The sequence below is a fragment of the Pseudomonas sp. WS 5079 genome, from assembly GCF_012985465.1.
GTDB lineage: Bacteria > Pseudomonadota > Gammaproteobacteria > Pseudomonadales > Pseudomonadaceae > Aquipseudomonas.
In genome coordinates, this window is sequence record NZ_JAAQWN010000001.1 from 245436 (window position 1) to 264621 (window position 19186).

General features: G+C 61.0%; 14 protein-coding genes. 13 read left to right on the forward strand and 1 reads right to left on the reverse strand.

Features of this window, described 5'->3' with window-relative positions; all coding sequences use genetic code 11:
* Nucleotides 1-77: 77 nt before the first annotated feature.
* The 13 genes from HBO05_RS01190 to HBO05_RS01250 all read left to right on the forward strand — a co-directional run bounded on the left by HBO05_RS01190 (nucleotide 78) and on the right by HBO05_RS01250 (nucleotide 17625).
* The gene (locus HBO05_RS01190; RefSeq protein WP_172311335.1) at nucleotides 78-1646 is read left to right on the forward strand and encodes an ABC transporter substrate-binding protein; all 1569 of its coding nucleotides are present in this window, start codon (nucleotides 78-80) and stop codon (nucleotides 1644-1646) included.
* Between the two features lie 11 nt (nucleotides 1647-1657).
* Nucleotides 1658-2599 carry an ABC transporter permease gene (locus HBO05_RS01195; protein ID WP_172311337.1) on the forward strand — a complete coding sequence of 314 codons (942 nt, stop codon included), beginning with the start codon at nucleotides 1658-1660 and terminating at the stop codon, nucleotides 2597-2599.
* Nucleotides 2596-3465 carry an ABC transporter permease gene (locus HBO05_RS01200; protein ID WP_169951500.1) on the forward strand — a complete coding sequence of 290 codons (870 nt, stop codon included), beginning with the start codon at nucleotides 2596-2598 and terminating at the stop codon, nucleotides 3463-3465. Before HBO05_RS01195 ends, HBO05_RS01200 begins: the two co-directional genes overlap by 4 nt.
* Before the next feature lie 2 nt (nucleotides 3466-3467).
* Nucleotides 3468-5099 carry an ABC transporter ATP-binding protein gene (locus HBO05_RS01205; RefSeq protein WP_170057365.1) on the forward strand — a complete coding sequence of 544 codons (1632 nt, stop codon included), beginning with the start codon at nucleotides 3468-3470 and terminating at the stop codon, nucleotides 5097-5099.
* 130 nt (nucleotides 5100-5229) lie between these two features.
* The gene (locus HBO05_RS01210) at nucleotides 5230-6510 is read left to right on the forward strand and encodes an OprD family porin (RefSeq protein ID WP_169951502.1); all 1281 of its coding nucleotides are present in this window, start codon (nucleotides 5230-5232) and stop codon (nucleotides 6508-6510) included.
* 64 nt (nucleotides 6511-6574) lie between these two features.
* Nucleotides 6575-8092: a serine hydrolase gene (locus tag HBO05_RS01215; protein WP_169951504.1), complete on the forward strand. Its 1518-nt coding sequence runs from the start codon at nucleotides 6575-6577 to the stop codon at nucleotides 8090-8092.
* The gene (locus HBO05_RS01220; protein ID WP_172311339.1) at nucleotides 8089-9414 is read left to right on the forward strand and encodes an aminotransferase class III-fold pyridoxal phosphate-dependent enzyme; all 1326 of its coding nucleotides are present in this window, start codon (nucleotides 8089-8091) and stop codon (nucleotides 9412-9414) included. Before HBO05_RS01215 ends, HBO05_RS01220 begins: the two co-directional genes overlap by 4 nt.
* A 14-nt stretch (nucleotides 9415-9428) precedes the next feature.
* The gene (locus tag HBO05_RS01225; RefSeq protein ID WP_172311341.1) at nucleotides 9429-10847 is read left to right on the forward strand and encodes an aldehyde dehydrogenase family protein; all 1419 of its coding nucleotides are present in this window, start codon (nucleotides 9429-9431) and stop codon (nucleotides 10845-10847) included.
* A gap of 182 nt (nucleotides 10848-11029) precedes the next feature.
* Nucleotides 11030-13300 (forward strand): TonB-dependent siderophore receptor, encoded by a 2271-nt coding sequence (locus HBO05_RS01230; RefSeq protein WP_222932556.1) that lies wholly within the window; start codon nucleotides 11030-11032, stop codon nucleotides 13298-13300.
* A gap of 5 nt (nucleotides 13301-13305) precedes the next feature.
* Nucleotides 13306-14463: an ABC transporter substrate-binding protein gene (locus HBO05_RS01235; RefSeq protein ID WP_172311343.1), complete on the forward strand. Its 1158-nt coding sequence runs from the start codon at nucleotides 13306-13308 to the stop codon at nucleotides 14461-14463.
* Nucleotides 14460-15527, forward strand: coding sequence for an iron ABC transporter permease (locus HBO05_RS01240; protein WP_169951512.1), 1068 nt, complete (start codon nucleotides 14460-14462; stop codon nucleotides 15525-15527). The genes HBO05_RS01235 and HBO05_RS01240 overlap by 4 nt, the downstream gene beginning before the upstream one ends.
* The gene (locus HBO05_RS01245; protein ID WP_172311346.1) at nucleotides 15524-16330 is read left to right on the forward strand and encodes an ABC transporter ATP-binding protein; all 807 of its coding nucleotides are present in this window, start codon (nucleotides 15524-15526) and stop codon (nucleotides 16328-16330) included. Before HBO05_RS01240 ends, HBO05_RS01245 begins: the two co-directional genes overlap by 4 nt.
* Nucleotides 16327-17625, forward strand: a complete 1299-nt coding sequence (locus tag HBO05_RS01250; RefSeq protein WP_172311348.1) for an LLM class flavin-dependent oxidoreductase — start codon at nucleotides 16327-16329, stop codon at nucleotides 17623-17625. Before HBO05_RS01245 ends, HBO05_RS01250 begins: the two co-directional genes overlap by 4 nt.
* A gap of 153 nt (nucleotides 17626-17778) precedes the next feature.
* Here HBO05_RS01250 and HBO05_RS01255 read toward each other — a convergent pair whose 3' ends face one another.
* Nucleotides 17779-19053 (reverse strand): FAD-dependent oxidoreductase, encoded by a 1275-nt coding sequence (locus tag HBO05_RS01255; RefSeq protein WP_172311350.1) that lies wholly within the window; start codon nucleotides 19051-19053, stop codon nucleotides 17779-17781.
* Between the last annotated feature and the right edge of the window lie 133 nt (nucleotides 19054-19186).

The following is a 19186-nucleotide window of genomic DNA, read 5'->3' on the forward strand; positions in this document are numbered from 1 at the left end:
GATTCACTCATTCTGATGCCGGTCCTGCCTTGGCCCTCGCCACTGACCGGAAAATTTCTTCAAGGAGTCTTTCTCCCGTGAATAGTTACGTAAAGACGGCAGTGGCCGTTGCGATGTCGGCGTGCGCCTTTTCCATGGCCGTTGCCCAAGACCAGGTCATCAGTGTCGGCATCAACGGTGATATCCGCAGCAGCGACCCAGGGGTCAACCGTGACGACAATACCGACGCGGTGATGATGCATATCGTCGAAGGCTTGGTGGCATACCGCGAAGACACCAGCATCGCACCGATGCTGGCCAGTGCGGTTGCCGTCTCGGCCGATGGCCTGCGCTACACCTTTACCCTGCGCGACGGCGTTCTCTTCCAGAACGGCCAGCCATTGACGGCCAAGCAGGTGCAATGGACCTGGCAGCGCTACCTCGATCCCAAGACCCAGTGGCGTTGCCTGGCGGAGTTCGATGGGCGCGGCGCGGCCAAGATCGTCGATGTCTCAAGCCCAGACCCGAAAACCGTGGTGTTCACCCTGGACCAGGCCAATGGCTTGTTCCTGGCCGCCATGGCCCGTCCGGATTGTGCCGGCAGCGGCATCTTGCACCCAGACTCCCTGGCCGCCGATGGCAGTTGGCGCGCACCGATTGGCACCGGCCCGTTCACCCTGGGCAAATGGCAGAAGGGCCAGTACGTCGAGCTGGATCGCTTCAAGCAATACACCCCGCGTGCCGAAGGCGAGGCGGACGGTTACACCGGCAATAAGCAGGCGTTTGTCGACACCGTGCGCTTCCAGGTGATCCCCGATGCAGCCTCGGCCAAGGCCGCGCTGCTGTCAGGTGGCGTGGACCTGCTGCCGGACGTGACCGCGATGGATGCCGCGCAACTCAAGCAGGTCAAGAACCTGCAGATCCAGGTCAGCCCGATCATGACCATCAGCGGCCTGTTGTTCCAGACCCGCGACCCGCTGCTCAAGGATGTGCGCATCCGGCGCGCGGTGGCCTTGTCCCTGGATTACGCGCAGATGGTGGCGGCGTTGTCCGATGGCTTGTCGGTGGTCAACAACTCAGTGATTCCCACCGCGAGCCCTTACTACGACGGCATCGCGCAGCAGGGTTACACCTACAACCTCGACGAGGCCCGGCGCTTGTTGAAAGAGGCCGGCTACCGCGGGGAAAAAATCAGCATGCTGGTCAACAAGCGCTACCCGCAGATGTTCGACATGGGCTTGCTCAGCCAGGCCATGACCCAGGCAGCAGGGCTGAACATCGAGATGGAAACCCTGGAGTGGGGCACGCAGCTGGAGCGTTACCAGAGCGGTAGCTACCAAATGATGTCGTTCTCCTATTCGGGGCGTTTCGATGCGGCGCAAAGCTACGAATCGGTGATCGGCGACAAGGACAAGGAGCCGCGTAAAGTCTGGGACAACCCCCAGGCCCTGGCGATTTTGCGCGAGGCCCAGCGGGAAGTTGACCCTGCCAAGCGCCGGCCACTGTTCGACCAGCTGCACACGCTGATGCTCAAGGATGTGCCCATGGTGGTCATCTACAACGGCACTGCCATCGGCGCCATGGGTAAGCGCGTTGAGGGTTATCGTTCCTGGCCCGTTGCCAAGCCGCGCCTGTGGGGCGTGAAGCTGGCCGACACTTCCAAGTAAGGCGTAGCGCTATGTTTCGATTCATATTGCACAGGCTCGGCATGGCGGTGCCGACCCTGTTGCTGATCTCGGTGATTGTATTTGCCTTGATCCGCCTGATCCCCGGCGACCCGGCGCTGTTGATGCTGGGCGACATGGCCGACCCGCAAAGCCTGGCCGACATGCGCAGCAGCCTGGGCCTGGACCACTCGGTGGTGACCCAGTACCTGATCTGGATCAAGTCGGTGCTCAGTGGCGACCTTGGGGTGTCCATCAGCAGCCGTCAGCCGGTGCTGGAGTTGCTGGTCGAGCGTTTCAGCGTCAGTGCGACCGTGGTGCTGGTGGCGGTGTTGCTGGCGACCCTGCTCGCGGTGCCGGTGGGCTTGCTCGCAGCCTGGAAGCAAAACAGTGCGATGGACCTGGGGCTGGTGGCGACGGCAACGTTGTTGCTGTCGGTGCCGAGCTTCTGGTTGGGCTTGCTGCTGCTGTATGTCTTCGGCATTCAGTTGGGCTGGTTGCCGGTGATCGGTTACGTCGGCTTCGCCACCGACCCTATGAAGGCGCTGACCTATGTGCTGCTGCCGATCATCACCCTGACGCTGGTGGAGTTCGGCGCCATTGCCCGGATGGCCCGGGCCAGCACCATCGAGGTGCTACGCCTGGAGTACATCGCCCATGCCCGGGCCAAGGGCTTGTCGGAAAGCGCGGTGCTGTGGCGACACGCCTTGCGCAACGCATTTGCGCCGACCTGGACCTTGATTGGCCTGATCCTGGGCAACCTGCTCGGCGGCATTGCGGTGCTGGAAACCGTGTTCACCTTGCCCGGCATCGGCCGGTTGATGGTCGATGCGATCTTCTCCCGCGACTACCCGGTGCTGCAGGGGTGCCTGCTGCTGGTCACCTGCATCTATGTGTTGGTCAACCTGTTGGTGGATCTGCTGTATCCGCTGTTCGATCCAAGGGTGAAGCTATGAACCTCAAGACTCCTGCCGTGCCCACCGTGGCGGTGATCTCGCCTCGGCGGCGCCGGCGTTACCCGCCGCTCAATGCCCTGATCGGCGGCAGCTTGCTCGCGGTCCTGGTGTTACTGGCATTGCTCGGCGTGGTGTGGACGCCTTACGACCCGCTCAAGTTGGACCTGCTCTCACGCCTGCACGCACCGAGTGCCGTGCATTGGCTTGGCACCGACGAGTTTGGCCGCGATGTGTTCAGCCGCCTGATCATTGGCGCGCGTACCAGCCTGTGGATCAGCCTGCTCTCGGTCAGCGTGGCGGTGATCTGCGGCACGGTGATCGGCATGCTCGCCGGTTACCTGCGCGGCTGGACCGACCGGGTGCTGATGATGCTCAACGACGCGCTGCTGGCGTTCCCCGGCATCCTCATGGCCCTGGGCATCATGGCGATTGTCGGCGCCAGCCAGTACGGCATCGTGCTCGCCCTGGGCATCGCCTACACCCCATCGGTGGTGCGGGTGGTGCGCGGCAGCGTGTTGTCACTGCGTGAGCTGGAGTTCATCGAGGCTTCGCGGGTGATCGGCAACTCCGAGCTGTACACCATGTTCCGCCACATCACCCCCAACTGCCTGGCGCCCCTGTGTGTACTGGCCACCAGCATGTTTGGCTGGGCGTTGCTCTCGGAGAGCGCGTTGAGCTTCCTCGGCCTCGGGGTGCCACCGCCGGCCGCGACCTGGGGCAGCATGCTCTCGGCAAGCCGCACCTATATCTCGACGGCGCCGTGGCTGGGGATCTTCCCGGGCATCTTTATCAGCCTGACGTTGCTGGCTATCAATCTGTTCGGCGATGCCTTGCGTGATCGTCTCGACCCGCGCATGAGGAAATGAGCATGAGCGCTCCAGTGCCTTTACTGGCCGTTGAAAATCTGCAGATTCGCGTTGGCGTGGACGGTCCGCTGGCCGTCGACGACTTCAGCTTCACCATGGCCCCTGGCGAAATCGTCGCCCTGGTGGGCGAGTCGGGTAGTGGCAAGACCATGGCCGCCCGCGCCGCCATTGGCTTGCTGCCGGCCCCCATGCAAGTGTGCGGCGGGCGCATCCTGTTCCAGGGGCAAGCGCTGGACAGCAGTGATGCCAAGGCCATGCGTGCGGTGCGTGGTGCGCGGATCGGCATGGTGTTCCAGGAGCCGATGGTCTCGCTCAACCCCGCGCTGACCATTGGCCGGCAGATGAGCGAGGCGCTCAAGCTGCATACCGCGCTGGATGCGGCGACGATCCACGGGCGCTGCATCGCCATGCTGCAACGCATCGGCATCAAGGACGGCGAAAAATGCCTGGCATCCTACCCGCACCAATTCTCCGGCGGCATGCGCCAACGCATCATGCTGGCTTCGGTGATGTTGCTGCGCCCGGCGCTGCTGATCGCCGACGAACCGACCACGGCCCTGGACTGCCTGGCGCAACTGGACGTGATCGAGTTGATGCTGGAGCTGACCCGCGAGCAGGGCACCGCGATCCTGTTCATCAGCCACGACCTGTCCCTGGTGGCGCGGTATGCCCATAAAGTGGTGGTGATGCGCTCGGGCAAGGCGGTGGAGCAGGGCCGTATCGAAGACATCCTCTTTGCCCCCAAGGCTGAATACACCCGGCAGTTGCTCGAAGCGCTGCCCCGGCGTGGGACGCTGGGGCCATTGCCGGCGGCCGACAGCCCGTTGCTGCAGGTCCGGGATGTGTGTATCGAGCACCCGGGGCCACGGAGTTTCTGGGGGCGCAGCGTGCCCAAGCGCGTGGTGCACTCGGTGAACCTGAGCATTGCGCCGGGCGAGACCCTGGCCCTGGTCGGTGGCAGCGGTTCGGGCAAGACCACCCTGGGGCGTGCGGTCGTCGGGTTGGTCAACCCGTGCGCCGGGGCGATTCTGTTCCAGGGCGTGGATATCCTCAACGCCGCCAACCGCGCGCATCGCCTGCAATGCCAGATGATCTTCCAGGACCCGTATTCGTCCCTCGACCCGCGCATGACGGTCGGCCAGATCCTCGCCGAGCCGCTGCGCCATGAGCCGGCCCTGACGGCCGCGCAAAAACGCCAGCGGGTCACCGACACCCTGGTCGACGTGGGCTTGCCCGAACAGTTTCGCGAGCGCTTTGCCCATCAACTCTCCGGCGGTCAACGCCAGCGCGTGGCGATCGGCCGGGCGCTGGTGCGCCGGCCCAAGCTGGTGATTGCCGACGAGCCGATTTCGGCGTTGGACATGACCATCCAGAAACAGATCCTCGAACTGTTCGAGCGTCTGCAACGCCAATATGGCTTTGCCTGCCTGTTCATCTCCCACGACCTCTCGGCGGTGGAGCGCATCGCCCACCGCGTGGCGGTGATGAACCAGGGCGAGGTGGTCGAAATGGGCCCGCGTGACACGATTTTCGACACCCCGCAACACCCTTACACCCGCCGGCTACTTGCGGCGGCCAGCCCCTTGGAGAAACGCGCGGACGGCAGCTACCGCCTCCGTGCCAGTGTGATTTAGGTACTGCTGCACCCCAGGCCACGGCATCAAAACCCAACCCTTCGCAAATCGCCGATTTGCGAAGCGGGCGAAGCCATGGCCGAAGAAAACAAAAACAACTCCACTCAACCTGTCTGCCAGGAACCTACACATGAATAACCGCATCAACAAAGTCGTCGCCAGTGCCAGCGTCATGGGGGCCGGTTTCATGCCCCTGTTTGCCCAGGCCGACTTCATCGCCGACAGCAAAGCCGCGCTGGAATTGAAGAACTACTACTTCAACCGCGACTACCGCGAATCCAGCGGGCAGAACAAGCGTGCCGAATGGGCACAGGGTTTTATCCTCAAGCTCGAGTCGGGTTTTACCGACGGTACCGTGGGCTTTGGCCTGGACGCGGTCGGGATGTTGGGCATCAAGCTCGATTCGAGCCCGGACAACTCCGGCACCGGGCTGCTGGCGCGCTCCAGCATGGCCGAGCCCGGCGCTCCCAGCTACGCCCGCCGAGCCCATGACAACTACTCCAAACTTGGCCTCACCGGCAAGGCGCGCCTGGCCAAGAGCGAGTTGCGCGTGGGTTACATGGTGCCAGACCTGCCGACCCTGCAGCCGAACCTGAGCCGCCTGTTCCCGCAGAGTTTCAGCGGCACGGCACTCACCTCCAAGGACATCGACAAGCTGACCCTGACCGCCGGTCAACTGGACCAGGTCAAGCAGCGCGACTCGACCCACTACGAGGACATGGGGCTTACCAGCCAATACGGCGCCTACAAAAGCAGCGCCAAGAGCGATGAATTCCGCTTCGCCGGCGGCGAATACGCACTCACGCCGACGACCTTCGTGACTTACCAGTACGCACAATTGGAAAGCCTGTACCAACAGCATTACCTGGGCTTGAAAAACAGCCTCAAGTGGGGCCCGGGCACCCTGAAGACGGACATCCGCTACTTCAGCGCCAGCGAAGACGCCGCCGCCCTGGCCGGCAAGGTGGATAACCGGGCGCTGAGCACGCGCATCGGCTATGGCCTGTACGGCCACAACCTCAGTGGCGGTTACCAGGAGCAGTACGGTTCGACGCCGTTCACCTATGTGGACGGTACCAACACTTACCTGTTCAGCGAGTACCAACTGGCCAACTTCTCCCAGACCCGTGAGCGCGTGTGGCATGCCCGCTACGACTATGACTTCGCTGCGCTGGGCATTCCGGGCCTGCTGTTCTCCACGCGTTACGCCAAGGGCGATAACGCCAAGGTCATCGGCTTTGACGGCGAAGGGCGCGAGTGGGAGAGGGACTTGAGCCTGGGCTATGTGGTGCAGAGCGGTACGTTCAAGGACGTATCGCTGCGTTGGCAGAACGCCAGCGCCACCAGCAACTTCGCCCGTGACACCAACGAAAACCGAGTGATCCTGGGCTACACCGTGGCGCTCTGGTAGCGGTAATGGCGTGCAACAGCAGCCTGTTGCACGCCCAAGCAGTGCAAATGAGGGGATAGATCAGATGACGAGTTTGCCGTTGCGCCGGGCACTGCCCAGTCAACAACGTGTATCGGCGCGTGGCGTGAGTGATTTCATCGATGCGGTGAACGCTGCGGGCCTGGAGTTACACAGTTTCATGCTGTACCGCGATGGCGCGGTAGTGGCCGAAGCGTTCTGGGCGCCTTATAGCGCCGCACGCTTGCATGTTCAGCACTCGGCGACCAAAAGCTGGGTGTCCATGGCGGTCGGGCTGTTGGTGGATGACGGTGTGTTGTCGCTGGATGCCAAGGTGGTGGACTTTTTTGCCGCCGATTGCCCGGCCTCCATCAGCGCTAACCTGGCGGCCATGACCGTACGGGATCTGCTGACCATGCGCACCGGGCATCGCCAGGGCATCTCCGGTGGCGCCTGGCGCGGGCGCACTGACAGTTGGGTGCGGTTGTTCCTCAATGAGCCGGTCGAAGACCCGCCAGGGCAGCGGTTCATCTATAGCAGTGCGTCGAGCTTCATGCTCTCGGCGATTGTCAGTGTGGTCAGCGGCCAGACGGCGTACGCCCTGTGTAACGCGCGCATCTTCCAGCCCATGGGCATGGGGCCCATCGAGTGGGACCTTGCACCGGGCGGCTTCAACACCGGGGGCAACGGCCTCAGTTGCCGCACCGAGGACTTGCTCAAGTTCGGCGTGCTGCACTTGCAACAAGGCCATTGGGAGGGGCAGCAATTGCTGTCCCGGGAATGGGTGGCCGACGCGACCCGTGGGCATGTCGACGATGTATGGATGGGCGCCTTCGATGGCAAGCGCTACCTGGGCCGTGACGAGTCTAGCGACGCGGCTGTCACGCGCCGCGAAGGCTACGGCTACCAGTGGTGGATGACCCTGCACGGTGGTTACTACGCCTCCGGAGTGTTTGGCCAGCAGTGCATCGTGTTGCCGCGCCATAACGCGGTGATTGCCTTCACCGCCGGGCTGGCGCTGGGCGAGCGGCGCTTGCACAGCCTGCTGTGGGAGCATCTGGTGCCGGCGCTGGGTGTGCCCACCGACGGCGCGACGGATGCCGGGTTGGCGGCGCTGCTGGCGCGGCAACAGCGGCCCGTCATGTCTGGCGCCGCGAGTTCGCCGCGCCAGGCCGAATTCAGTGGCACGTTCGTCATGCAGGCCAACGAAGACCAGGTCAGCGAAGTGCGCCTGGAGTTTGGCCCAGAGCATTGTGATTTCTACCTCACCGACCCCCGTGGCACCCATTGCATTCGTGCCGGGCTTGTGGCCGGCATCGAAAGCCGGACCAGCATGACCGGCCACTATCTGCATCACCAATACCAGCCGGAGCTCACCCCGGTGGTGGCGCAGGCGCGCTGGACCGAAGCGGGGGTGTTGAGCATGACCTGGCAGTTTGTCGAGACGGCGTTTTGTGACCGGGTCACCTGCCGTATCGAACACGGCAGGTTGTCTGTGGACCGCAGCGTCAACGTTAACGCAGGCCCGTTGCAGCGCCCGACGCTGACCGGCCATCCCATCATTGCTTTGCAGGAGTCTCTATGAACGATCTTTCCCAGCCTTCAGAGCGCGTGAATCGCGGGTTCTGGGCGCCATTCACGCCGATGCGCCAGTTCCAGCAACAGCCGATGATGTTCGCCAGCGCCGATGGCATGTACTACACCACCACCGACGGGCGCCGTGTACTCGATGCAATGGCCGGGCTGTGGTGCGTCAATGCCGGGCACGGCCAGCCGAAAATCGTCGAGGCGATTCGCGAAGCGGCGGGGCGCCTGGACTTTGTCTCGTCATTCAAGATGAGCCACCCCCAGGCCCTGGAGATGGCCGAGCGCCTGATCGACGTCAGCCCCGCCGGCATGGAGCAGGTGTTTTTCACCAACTCAGGGTCTGAAGCGGTGGACACCGCGCTGAAGATCGCGCGGGCCTATCACCAGGCGCGTGGCGATTGCCGCCGGACCAAGTTTATCGGGCGCGCCAAGGGCTACCATGGCATGGGCTTCGGTGGGCTGTCGGTCTCTGGTATCGGCCGTCAGAAGCGTGACTTTGGCCCACTGCTGGGCGAGGTCTCGCACCTGCCGTTGCCCTATGACGCCGGCATGCGTTTCAGCGTCGGGCAGCCGCAACAGGGCGCCAGTTACGCCGACGCGTTGACACAGTTGCTGGATATCCAGGACCCGAGCACCGTGGCCGCCGTGATCGTCGAGCCAGTGACCGGCTCCGGCGGCGTTTATCCGCCGCCCCTGGGCTATTTGCAACGTTTGCGCGAGATCTGCACGCGGCACGGCGTGCTGCTGATTTTCGACGAGGTGATCACCGGCTTTGGCCGCGTCGGCGCCCCCTTTGCCGCGCAAGCCTTCGGCGTGCTCCCGGACCTGATCACCACGGCCAAAGGCCTGACCAACGGCGCGGTGCCCATGGGCGGCGTACTGGTCAGCGGTGCGGTGTATGAGGCGTTCATGGCCGGGCCGGCCACTGTCATCGAACTGATGCACGGCTACACCTATTCAGCGCACCCGCTGGCGTGCGCAGCCGGGTTGGCGACCCTTGAGGTGCATCGCGAATTGGGCCTCAACCAACACGTCAACGCCGTGAGTGGGCTGTGGCAGTCGAGTGCACTTGCGCTGCAGGGCGTCGGCGCGGTGCTGGACGTACGTGCTATCGGCCTGCTCTGCGCCGTCGAACTCGAGCCGCGCCCAGGGTTTCCAGGCGCACGGGGCAGCGAAGTTGCGCAGTGGTGTTTCGAGAATGGCGTACTGGTGCGCGGCTCGGGCGACACAATTGTGATTTCGCCGCCACTGCTCATCAGCCCGCAGGAGATTGCCCTGGTGTTCGACACCCTGGGCAGCGTCCTGAAACACGTTGCCTGAAGGGAGTGCAAGGGATGTCGGATCTGTTTGAGTTCTACATTGACGGCGCCTGGGTCAAGCCCCACGGCACCACCATCGAATCCGTGGTAAACCCGCGCACCGAGCAGGTGGTAGCGCGCATCATCCTTGGCGACAGCCATGACCTGGAGCGTGCGGTCGGCGCGGCCAGGCAAGCGTTTGCGGGGTTCGCCGCCAGTTCGCTCAAGGCGCGTATCGAACTGCTGCAACGCATTATCGAAGCCTACGAGCGCCACAGCGAAGCGTTGATCGAAGCGGTTCACCTGGAGATGGGCGCGCCGCTGTCCCTGGCCCGCAGCGCCCATGTGCCGGCTGGCCTGGGCCACCTGATGCAGGCATTGGAAGTGTTGCGCGAGTACCGCTTCGAACGGCGCCTGGGCAACACCCTAGTGGTGCGCGAGCCCATCGGCGTGTGCGGCCTGATTACGCCCTGGAACTGGCCACTCAATCAACTCACCTGCAAGCTCGCGCCAGCGCTGGCGGTGGGCTGCACCGTGGTGCTCAAACCCAGCGAGCGTGCGCCGTTGTCAGCCCGGATCATTGCCCAGGTGCTGCATGAGGCCGAGGTGCCCGCAGGGGTATTCAACCTGGTCAACGGCGACGGCCCGGGGGTGGGCGCTGGGCTGGCGCGCCATGCAGAGGTGGACATGGTGTCTTTCACCGGCTCCACCCGCGCCGGCGTTGCAGTGGCCCAGGCGGCGGCACAGACGGTCAAGCGTGTGTCCCAGGAGCTGGGCGGCAAATCTGCCAACATCCTGCTCGACGATGCCAGCCTGCCCAGCGCAGTGCGCCATGGGGTGTTGGGCTGCATGCGTAACAGCGGCCAATCGTGCAATGCACCGACACGCCTGTTGGTGCCGCGTGCACAGCAGCAGACGGTGATTGAGATTGCCCAGCACGTGCTCGCGCAGATGTGTTACGACGACAGCAACCCGAGCACGGCCATTGGCCCTATCGCCAACGCCATGCAGTACGAACGGGTACAGCACATGATCGCCCAGGCCATTGCCCAAGGGTCGCGATTGGTCGCCGGGGGGCCAGGTCGGCCTGAAGGCGTTGAGCGTGGCTACTACGCGCAGCCGACGATATTTGCAGATGTCACCCCGGACATGCTGGTGGCGCGTGAGGAAATCTTCGGCCCGGTCCTGGCAATCATCCCGTATGACAGCGAAGCCGAGGCCATCGCCATCGCCAACGACAGCCCCTACGGCCTGTCCGGTTACGTCACCTCGGCCAGCCTTGAACGCAGCCTGGGGATTGCCCGTCAACTGCGTACCGGCATGGTCCACCTCAATGGCGCCCGCGCCGACCAGGCTGCACCGTTTGGCGGCTACAAGCAGTCGGGCAACGGCCGCGAGTGGGGGGAGTGTGGGTTTGATGAGTATCTGGAGAGTAAGTCGTTGTTTGGCTACTAGCGGTTTGCGCAGGCGCGGCAGCACCCTCGTTGCAAGGGTCCATACAAGTCCCGCCCGGTAATTGAGCTGCAGTGGTTACACAAGCACGCAAGGCACAGTCAATGTTACTTCTCATTTACATTGACTGTCAGTCAGTCAGTGGATAGGATTTGCCTCCCAATCCGCTTGACGCCGTGTACAGAATGAACAACTGGCCGCTGATTCATCCCTCCCCAAGCTCGAAACCAAACTACTTTCGCCGCACCGCCCAGCAGTGTGCGGTGATCGCCTCTGCGCTAACCCTGTGTGCTTATCAAATGGCTCACGCTGATGACCTTGCGCAGCGCACGACCGAGAATGATCCAATCCCACCCGTTGCAGGTGTGGTCACCTTGCCGGCCACCAGTGTCACTGGGGTGAGCACCAAGGGAGGCGAATCCGGTCTCGTACACGGTTATGTTGCGGAACAATCCGGGTTGGGCAGCAAGACCGACACTTCGATCCTGGAAATTCCTCAATCCGTGTCGGTAGTCACGCGCGAGCAGATGGATACCCAGCAAATAAAAACGACCAGCCAGGCACTGCGCTATACGGCAGGCGCCAATAGCGAAAAATACGGGGCCTTCGGAGATCAGCTCGACTTCACAAAAATCCGCGGCGTCGAAGCCGATTACTATTTGGACGGGCTGCGCTTAATCAGTAACCCTGGCAGTTGGTCGCCCCAGGTCGATCCCTACACACTGGAGCGTGTCGAAGTATTGCGAGGACCGTCGTCCTATCTTTATGGGCAATCAACCGGCGGAGGCATAGTCAACCAGGTAACTCGCAAGCCCCAAGAGGTGGAGTCGCATGAGGTCACGACACAATTTGGCAGCTTCGGCCGTACGTTTCTTGGCGTGGATTCAACCGGTCCACTCGACAGTGACAGGACGCTGCTCTATCGCTTCACCGCGACAGGGTTGAAGGCGAATGACCAGATCGAAGATGTACACCACAAAAGGCTCTATCTTGCGCCTTCGCTGACGTGGCAGCCGACGGAGCAAACCGCTTGGACTGTCCAGCTTGTTCACTCTCGGGAGCCCGAAATACCGAACTACAACTCTTTGCCAGCCAATCTGCTTGGGCTGAATAAAAGTCCCTATCCATCAATAGATCGGGACAGGAACTACCGGGATATGTCGTTTGATGACTCGTCCCGTGAACAGAATTACATCAGCTCCAACTTCACCCACTCTTTCGACAACGACTGGAAGGTGACGAGCACTATGCGCTACATGCATATCGCCTCGGATTTGCAAAGAAGCGTTGTCTACGGGTATTCGGTGGTCAATGGCAAGCCACTGCTAAAAAACACTTATGAGATTTCCCCTTCCAGTTCCAATACGTTCTCGATGGACAACTATGTCAGTGGCAGCCTCCAGCTCGGGCCTACTAAGCACGACGTTATCGTGGGTGCCGATTTTGCCTCGGGCACTGTAACCAGTGCCCTCTATAGCAGTGGCCCTTATCTTGTTGACCCCTACGGCTCGGACTATCGCCCGCATGTCAAACCAGACTTCACGGCAAGCCGCGCAGCACCTTGGTCCGAGAAACAGGAGTTCGATCGCTTGGGCGTCTATGTACAGGATCAGATTTCTTATGACCGATGGCGTCTGACGTTGGGCACACGCTACGATAAATCCGAAACAGACGACGTGACGCGAAGTTATTCCCCTACTTCGGTCTCCACCAAGATGAACAACGGGAAGTGGTCGGGGCGAACAGGCCTGAGTTACCAGTTTGACAACGGCATTTCTCCCTATGTGAGCTATGCCACGTCTTTTAATCCGTTGATAGGCAGCGGTTACAACGGGAGTGCGTTCGTCCCGACTGAAACGACACAAACGGAGATAGGCATCAAGTTTCACCCCGCCGACTCCAGAACATTGCTGACGGCCGCCATTTACAATCTGGAACAAACCAACGTCAAAACCGCCGATGCGGCCCATCTGGGGTTCAACACCCAGGCGGGCAAGGTGCGCAGCCGTGGTGTCGATCTTTCAGCCACTGCCGAGCTGGTCGAAAATCTTAATCTGCTTGCCAGTTACAGTTACCTGGATAACGCCTTGGTCCAGGATACGACCTACCAAGGCAACAGCCTGACACAAACCCCCCGACACAGCGCTGCCCTGTGGCTTGATTACCTCATAGGGCGCGGATCTTTGTCCGGCCTGAAAATCGGAGCAGGCTCGCGTTACCTGGGCGCGTCGTACGGCGATCCAGCGAACACGTTCAAGGTTCCGGCGGTCACGCTTTTTGATCTGGCGTTGAACTATGAACTTGGTTCAATTGCGCCTTCGCTTGAAGGCGCTTCGCTGGCGCTCAATGTCAGCAACCTGACTAACAAGGAATACGTCGCAAGTTGTACCTCGGCCCTGTATTGCTTTGTCGGGCAGGATCGCACGGCCACCACTTCTCTCACTTACCGCTGGTGAGCCAAATGGGCGATGTTCTGTATTCAAGGCGCCGTGTTCTGGGGCGCCTGATGGCGGCTGGAATGTTGATCAGCCTTTCTCGAAGTCTCACCGCTGCGCCCGCACGTGTGTCATTCAAGGATGTTGCTGACCGTGATGTACACATAGATCGACCTGTAAAGCGGGTGCTGCTGGGGGACGGCACGCTGGCTTACGTCTTGGCGGTGCTGCTTCCGGACCGGCCATTTGCTGATGTTGTGGGTTGGGGCGAGAACTTCAAGGCTGCGGACCTGGATGGCTATCGGGCATATCTGCGGAAGTTTCCCGAGATGGGCCGCATTCCATCGTTTCCGGCCGCGACGCTCGACTCCATTGGTAGCGAATTAGCGATTTCGTTGGCGCCGGACGTGGTGATCATGAACCTCAGTTCAAAGGCCGCCGCCGAGTCGTCGGGCCTGATGGCACGGTTGACACAGGTGGGCATTCCGATCGTGTTCGTTGATTTTCGCACCAAGATGTTTGATAACACCGTGCGAAGCGTGCAGATCCTCGGTGCACTGCTTGGGCGAACCGATCGTGCCGACGAATTCCTGCGTTTTCGCCAAGAGCAGATCGAACGTGTCACGGTGCCATTGGAAAACGTTCGAATGCGGCCTCGTGTAATGGTCGAGCGTGCCGCAGGTCTGTATGACGACTGCTGCCTGACTTACGGCGAAGGCAATTTCGGTGAGCTTGTGACAGTCGCTGGAGGTGACAACCTCGGTTCTCATTTCCTGCACAGTACTTTTGGTACCTTGCATCCCGAGCAGGTTATTGCCAGCGACCCGGATGTCATCCTGGTGACCGGCGCAAATTGGTCGCTTTATTCGCCTGCGGGAGACTGGGTCAACCTCGGACCCGGCGCCGACTCCGCGCAAGGGCTCGCGCGTTTGCGCCGGTTGATGCGCCGGCCGGCATATCGTTCGTTGTCGGCGGTGAAGGCGGGGAGGGTCCACGCCATCTGGCATCCCTTCTATGACAATCCGTATTACTTTGTCGCACTGCAGCGGATAGCAAAGTGGCTTCATCCCGAACTCTTCGCATCGCTGGATCCGGACGCTACGTTTCGCGAGTTCCACGCGCGTTTTCTTCCGGTTCCTTATCAGCCCGGTTATTGGCTGAGCCTGGATGGAGCATCACTATGACGAAGCAAGCCATCGGCACACAGGCCGAACTCACCCGCGGGCGGAGCTTATACAGCCGCCTGGCGAAACGCCGCTTGAGCATGATCGTCGGCATTGGCCTGCTTACCCTTGTGTTTTTCATGATCGACCTTTCCATAGGCCCGGCGCATTACAGGTTGATGGAGCTGCTGTCCGTCTTGATGCAAGACGCGTCGTCGAGCCAGGTGAGCGTGATACTTTGGGACATCCGACTACCCGTGGCGCTATCGGCTCTGGTCGTCGGCGCGAGTCTGTCGATTGCGGGTTTGCAAATGCAGACAGTGCTCGGCAACCCCCTGGCGAGCCCGTTCACCTTGGGCTTGTCGGCCGCGGCGAGTTTTGGCGCCGCACTCGGTCTGATATTGGGGGTAAGCGTTCTGCCTGCTTCGGCTGTCGCCTACGCCATCCCCGTCAATGCGTTCCTCGTTTCGATGGCAGCGGCCTTGTTCATTCATCGCCTGAGTCGCAAACGCGGTATCACCACCGAAATGATCATACTGTTGGGCACGACCCTGGTCTTCACGTTCTCGGCACTGCTGGAGGCGCTGCAGTACATCGGTCCCGAACAGGCGCTGTCTGCTGTCGTCTTCTGGACAATGGGCAGTCTTTCGCGTGCTACGTGGCCCAAGCTCGGCATCATGAGTGTCATTCTCGTGATCGTATCGTTTACGTTCGCCCGCCAGTCCTGGGCGTTGACGGCATTACAACTCGGAGAGGCCCGGGCGACGGCTTTGGGGATTCCCGTAGCGCGCCTGCGCCTGCGCGGCATTCTGCTCAGCAGTCTGCTCGCCTCTATCTGCGTCTCTTTTGTGGGCACCATCGGGTTCGTTGGATTGGTGGGGCCGCATATTGCCCGAATGCTGGTAGGCGAGGACCAGCGCTTTCTCCTTCCGGCCTCTGCGCTATGTGGGGCATGCATGCTGTCGGCGGCCTCGGTACTGAGCAAATCGCTGGTCGCCGGGCAAACCCTGCCGATTGGAATAGTGACATCCCTGGTGGGCGTGCCCTTGTTTTTTGCGTTGATTCTGCGAGCGAAGACGCGATGACTGCACTGCTCAACATCGCTGACGTGTCGGTAGCCTTCGACGGCCATACGGTATTGCAGAGCGTCAGCTTCGGGCCCATGGCAGCGGGTAGCATCACGGCGCTGCTGGGTTCGAACGCTGCCGGTAAGTCCACGCTGCTGCGCCGGATTGCGGGCGAGCTGGGTGGCGCAGGCACCGTGACTGTGGCAGGGCAGGCTGTCGAGACCTGGTCCATTCATCATCGCAACCGCCCCGCACACGTCCCCCAGGATATTTCCATGAACTCCTCGCTGCGAGTGTTTGAAGCAGTGCTGCTTGCGAGCAAGCAGGGCAGCGGCTGGGGCGTTGACGGCAGTGAGTTGGATGAGGTCACCCGTATGCTCCAGACGCTGGAGATTAACGTGCTCGCCGACCGCGAGCTGGCCGCATTGAGCGGCGGCCAACGGCAACTTGTATCGATTGCCCAGGCAATGATCCGCGCACCCAGTGTCTTGTTACTGGATGAGCCCACGAGCGCACTGGATTTGCAAAACCAGTTCGATGTGCTCGATTTATTGCGTCGGTTGGCGCGAGCGCGCTCGATGTGCGTCGTCATGGCCATTCACGACATCAATCACGCATTGCGCTTCGCGGACCACGTGGTGGTCCTTCATCAAGGGCGGGTGCATGCCACCGGCCGCCCCCTCGATGTCCTGACACCGGCGTTGCTGGAAAAAGTCTACGGCGTGCAAGCGCGCCTCGAATACTGCTCGCAAGGGGCTCCATTCCTGATTGTGGATCGGTCTTTGCGAGCACCGAATTCCATGTCGAGCACCCTACAATGACCAGACCACTCAAGAAACTCATCCTGTTGGCCATGCCCAGCATTCATGCCGGCGCTTGGCGCTATCCGGGTGCCATACCCGACTTCCACAGACGCTTCGAGCACATGAAGTGGTTCGCCAAAACCCTTGAGAAGGGTCGGTTTGATGGGCTCTTTCTGCCTGACTCACTTGCGGTTCGCGCAGGTTCCGTCGACACGCTCATGCGAAGCTCCAGCGTAGTTACGCTTGATCCATTGACGCTGCTTCCGGCGTTGGCGGCAGTGACGCGGCACATCGGGCTGATCGCAACCGCCAGTACCACCTATAACGAACCGTACATGCTCGCGCGCCGCCTGGCCTCACTGGATGTCATCAGTGCAGGTAGGGCTGGGTGGAATCTGGTCACGTCGAGTAATCCGAACGAGGCAGCCAACTTCGGCGCGCAGTCCCACCTTGAGCATGGCGCAAGGTACCGCCGCGCCCGAGAGTTCTCGCAGGTGATGGAGGGGCTTTGGGAAAGCTGGGAGGCGGATGCCTTCTGCATGGATGCAGCCAATGGCATCTACTTTGATCCTGCCAAGCTGCATACACTCAATCACCAAGGCCCTCACTTCGCGGTGAAAGGCCCGCTCAATGTAGCTCGACCTGTTCAGGGGCGCCCCGTCATAGTACAAGCCGGTGCGTCCGAAGCGGGGCGGCAGATTGCGGCAGAGACGGCCGAAGTCATTTTTACTTATCAGACCGATCTTGCATCTGCGCAGGTTTTCTATGCTGACATGCGATCACGAGCTATGGCAGCAGGCCGCACGGATGCGGTGAAAATCGTTCCCGCAGTCCTTGTCGTATTAGGCGACAATCTTGAGCAGGCGCAACGCAAAAGATCGAGGCTGGATGAGCTGGTAGATGATCAGAGTTGCCTCGCGACGCTCTCCATTGCGTTGGGGCACGACATTTCTGCCTACGATCCGGCAGGCCCACTGCCTGAAATACCCGAGAGCAATGCGAGCAAGAGCGGCCGTGATCGTGTGGTGCGGCTCGCGGCGCGGAAAAACTTGAGCGTTCTTGAGTTGGCAAGGCGGGTCTGCGGTTACCAGGGCCTGGAAATGGTGGGGACCGCCGAAATGGTCGCTGACCAGATGGCACTGTGGCTGCAGCAGGAGGCCGCCGATGGATTCAACGTCATGTTCTCCCACCTACCGGGAGGCACGAGCGAGTTCGTGGCGCAGGTCGTTCCGCTCCTGCAGAAGCGCGGGCTGCTCAGAAGGCGTTACGAAGGACGCTGCTTCCGGGAAAACCTGGGCCTGGTCAAGCCGTAGCCTGGTTGTTCTTTGGGCGGTACTTCAGGGGCTGTTGGCGTGCAGGGTGAACGGTGCCCTTGCCTGGAAGCAGGGCACCTACCGGTGTTGACGATGCGCAGACGAAAGGGAGAGCACAAACCGCGCTTCGTAGTGGGCCCCGTTTTAGCGCTGTTACGTTGAAGGTTCGAACAGCCCATCACGAGTGGACGAGAATACATCCAGGTCGTGCTGATACCGGGTGTGCCCATCGACAGCCAGTTCAACCAATATACGTCCAAACAATGGCGCGTATTTGAAGGCTCGGCCTGACTCCATTACGCACATCGAGGCGCCGGCATGGAATGACTGCTGGCCGGGTGCAATCGGGATACGCCCGATCACCAGCTTGCCGTCCGGGCTCATCGAGTAAAGGCACGTCCCCGCATGCTGGTATTGAGTGGCGTCGACGGCATTGGGGGCAATCAGTTGATCCAGGTGCGCAACGAGTTCCTCCATCAATCTCGGGTTCACGCCCGGTTGAATTGCTGATGGCGCATCGTAAGTGTCGTAGGTGTAGTCGGCGCTCATTTTTACCATGTTGTGCCGGTCTGGCGAGAAGTCCAGCGGTGGGAAGCCGTAAAACGTACCTTGGTCGCTTGCATCGATATTCCCGAACTCAAACCAGATAGGAATCTTCGGGGGGGTTTCCTTGAGTGGCCAATAGGCGTAACTCATCTTCCAGATCTTCCAACCGGGCGCTTGCTTGAGACCAAAGCCCTTCAACACCGAATCTGCCCATACTCCCGGGCAAGTGATCAAATGTTTTCCGTGGACGGTCACGGAGCGACCATCAGCCTCAGTCAGCAGCGTATAGCCAGCCTGGTCCTTAAGAGGGGCGACCTGGATCACGGCATGCTTATCCAATACGTGCAGGAGGTCCGTCTGCCGGGCGGCGAATAGAAAAGTCCTGGCCGCTTCCTGCACGTTGATGGACGCGCTTGCCGCTTGCACCAGGCCTACGTAGTCGTCAGGCATGGCTGCCAGATTGAACATCGGAAATCTTTTGTGAATAGCGGCGGGGGAGTCCAGGTATTCGTAGGGCATGCCCATGCTATCCATGGTGTGTTTGATGTGTTGCACGTTACCTTCGGTAGTCATCGGCGCATCCCGATGGCCAAAGAAGATAAGGTCGTCCGACGCAAGCAGGGTTTTTCCGCTCGCGCGCTGCAGTTCTGTCCATATTGCAAGTGACGCTTCGGCCAGTCGGGCTTCGGACTCGTTGTCTTGCATCAAGCGGAACATTCGCTCCAGGCCTTTGGAACTATTGGTGTCGTTGCCTATTCCGTACTGATCGACAATCAATGTTTTTAATCCTCTGGCTGTCGCATAGTAAGCGCTGGCGAGACCGAGTATTCCTCCGCCGATGATTAATACATCGTAGTGTGTCTCTGGCGTGTTGGGGGGCATCGTATCTTCCTGATAATTAGAGTGGGCGACAAAAAACGTCACTGCAATTAGTTATATTTTGGGGTTCGTCAGGTAATCGAGCGGCGTTATACGCGCGTGGGTCGTAGTGACTCGGTTGTAATGGAGATCCCGG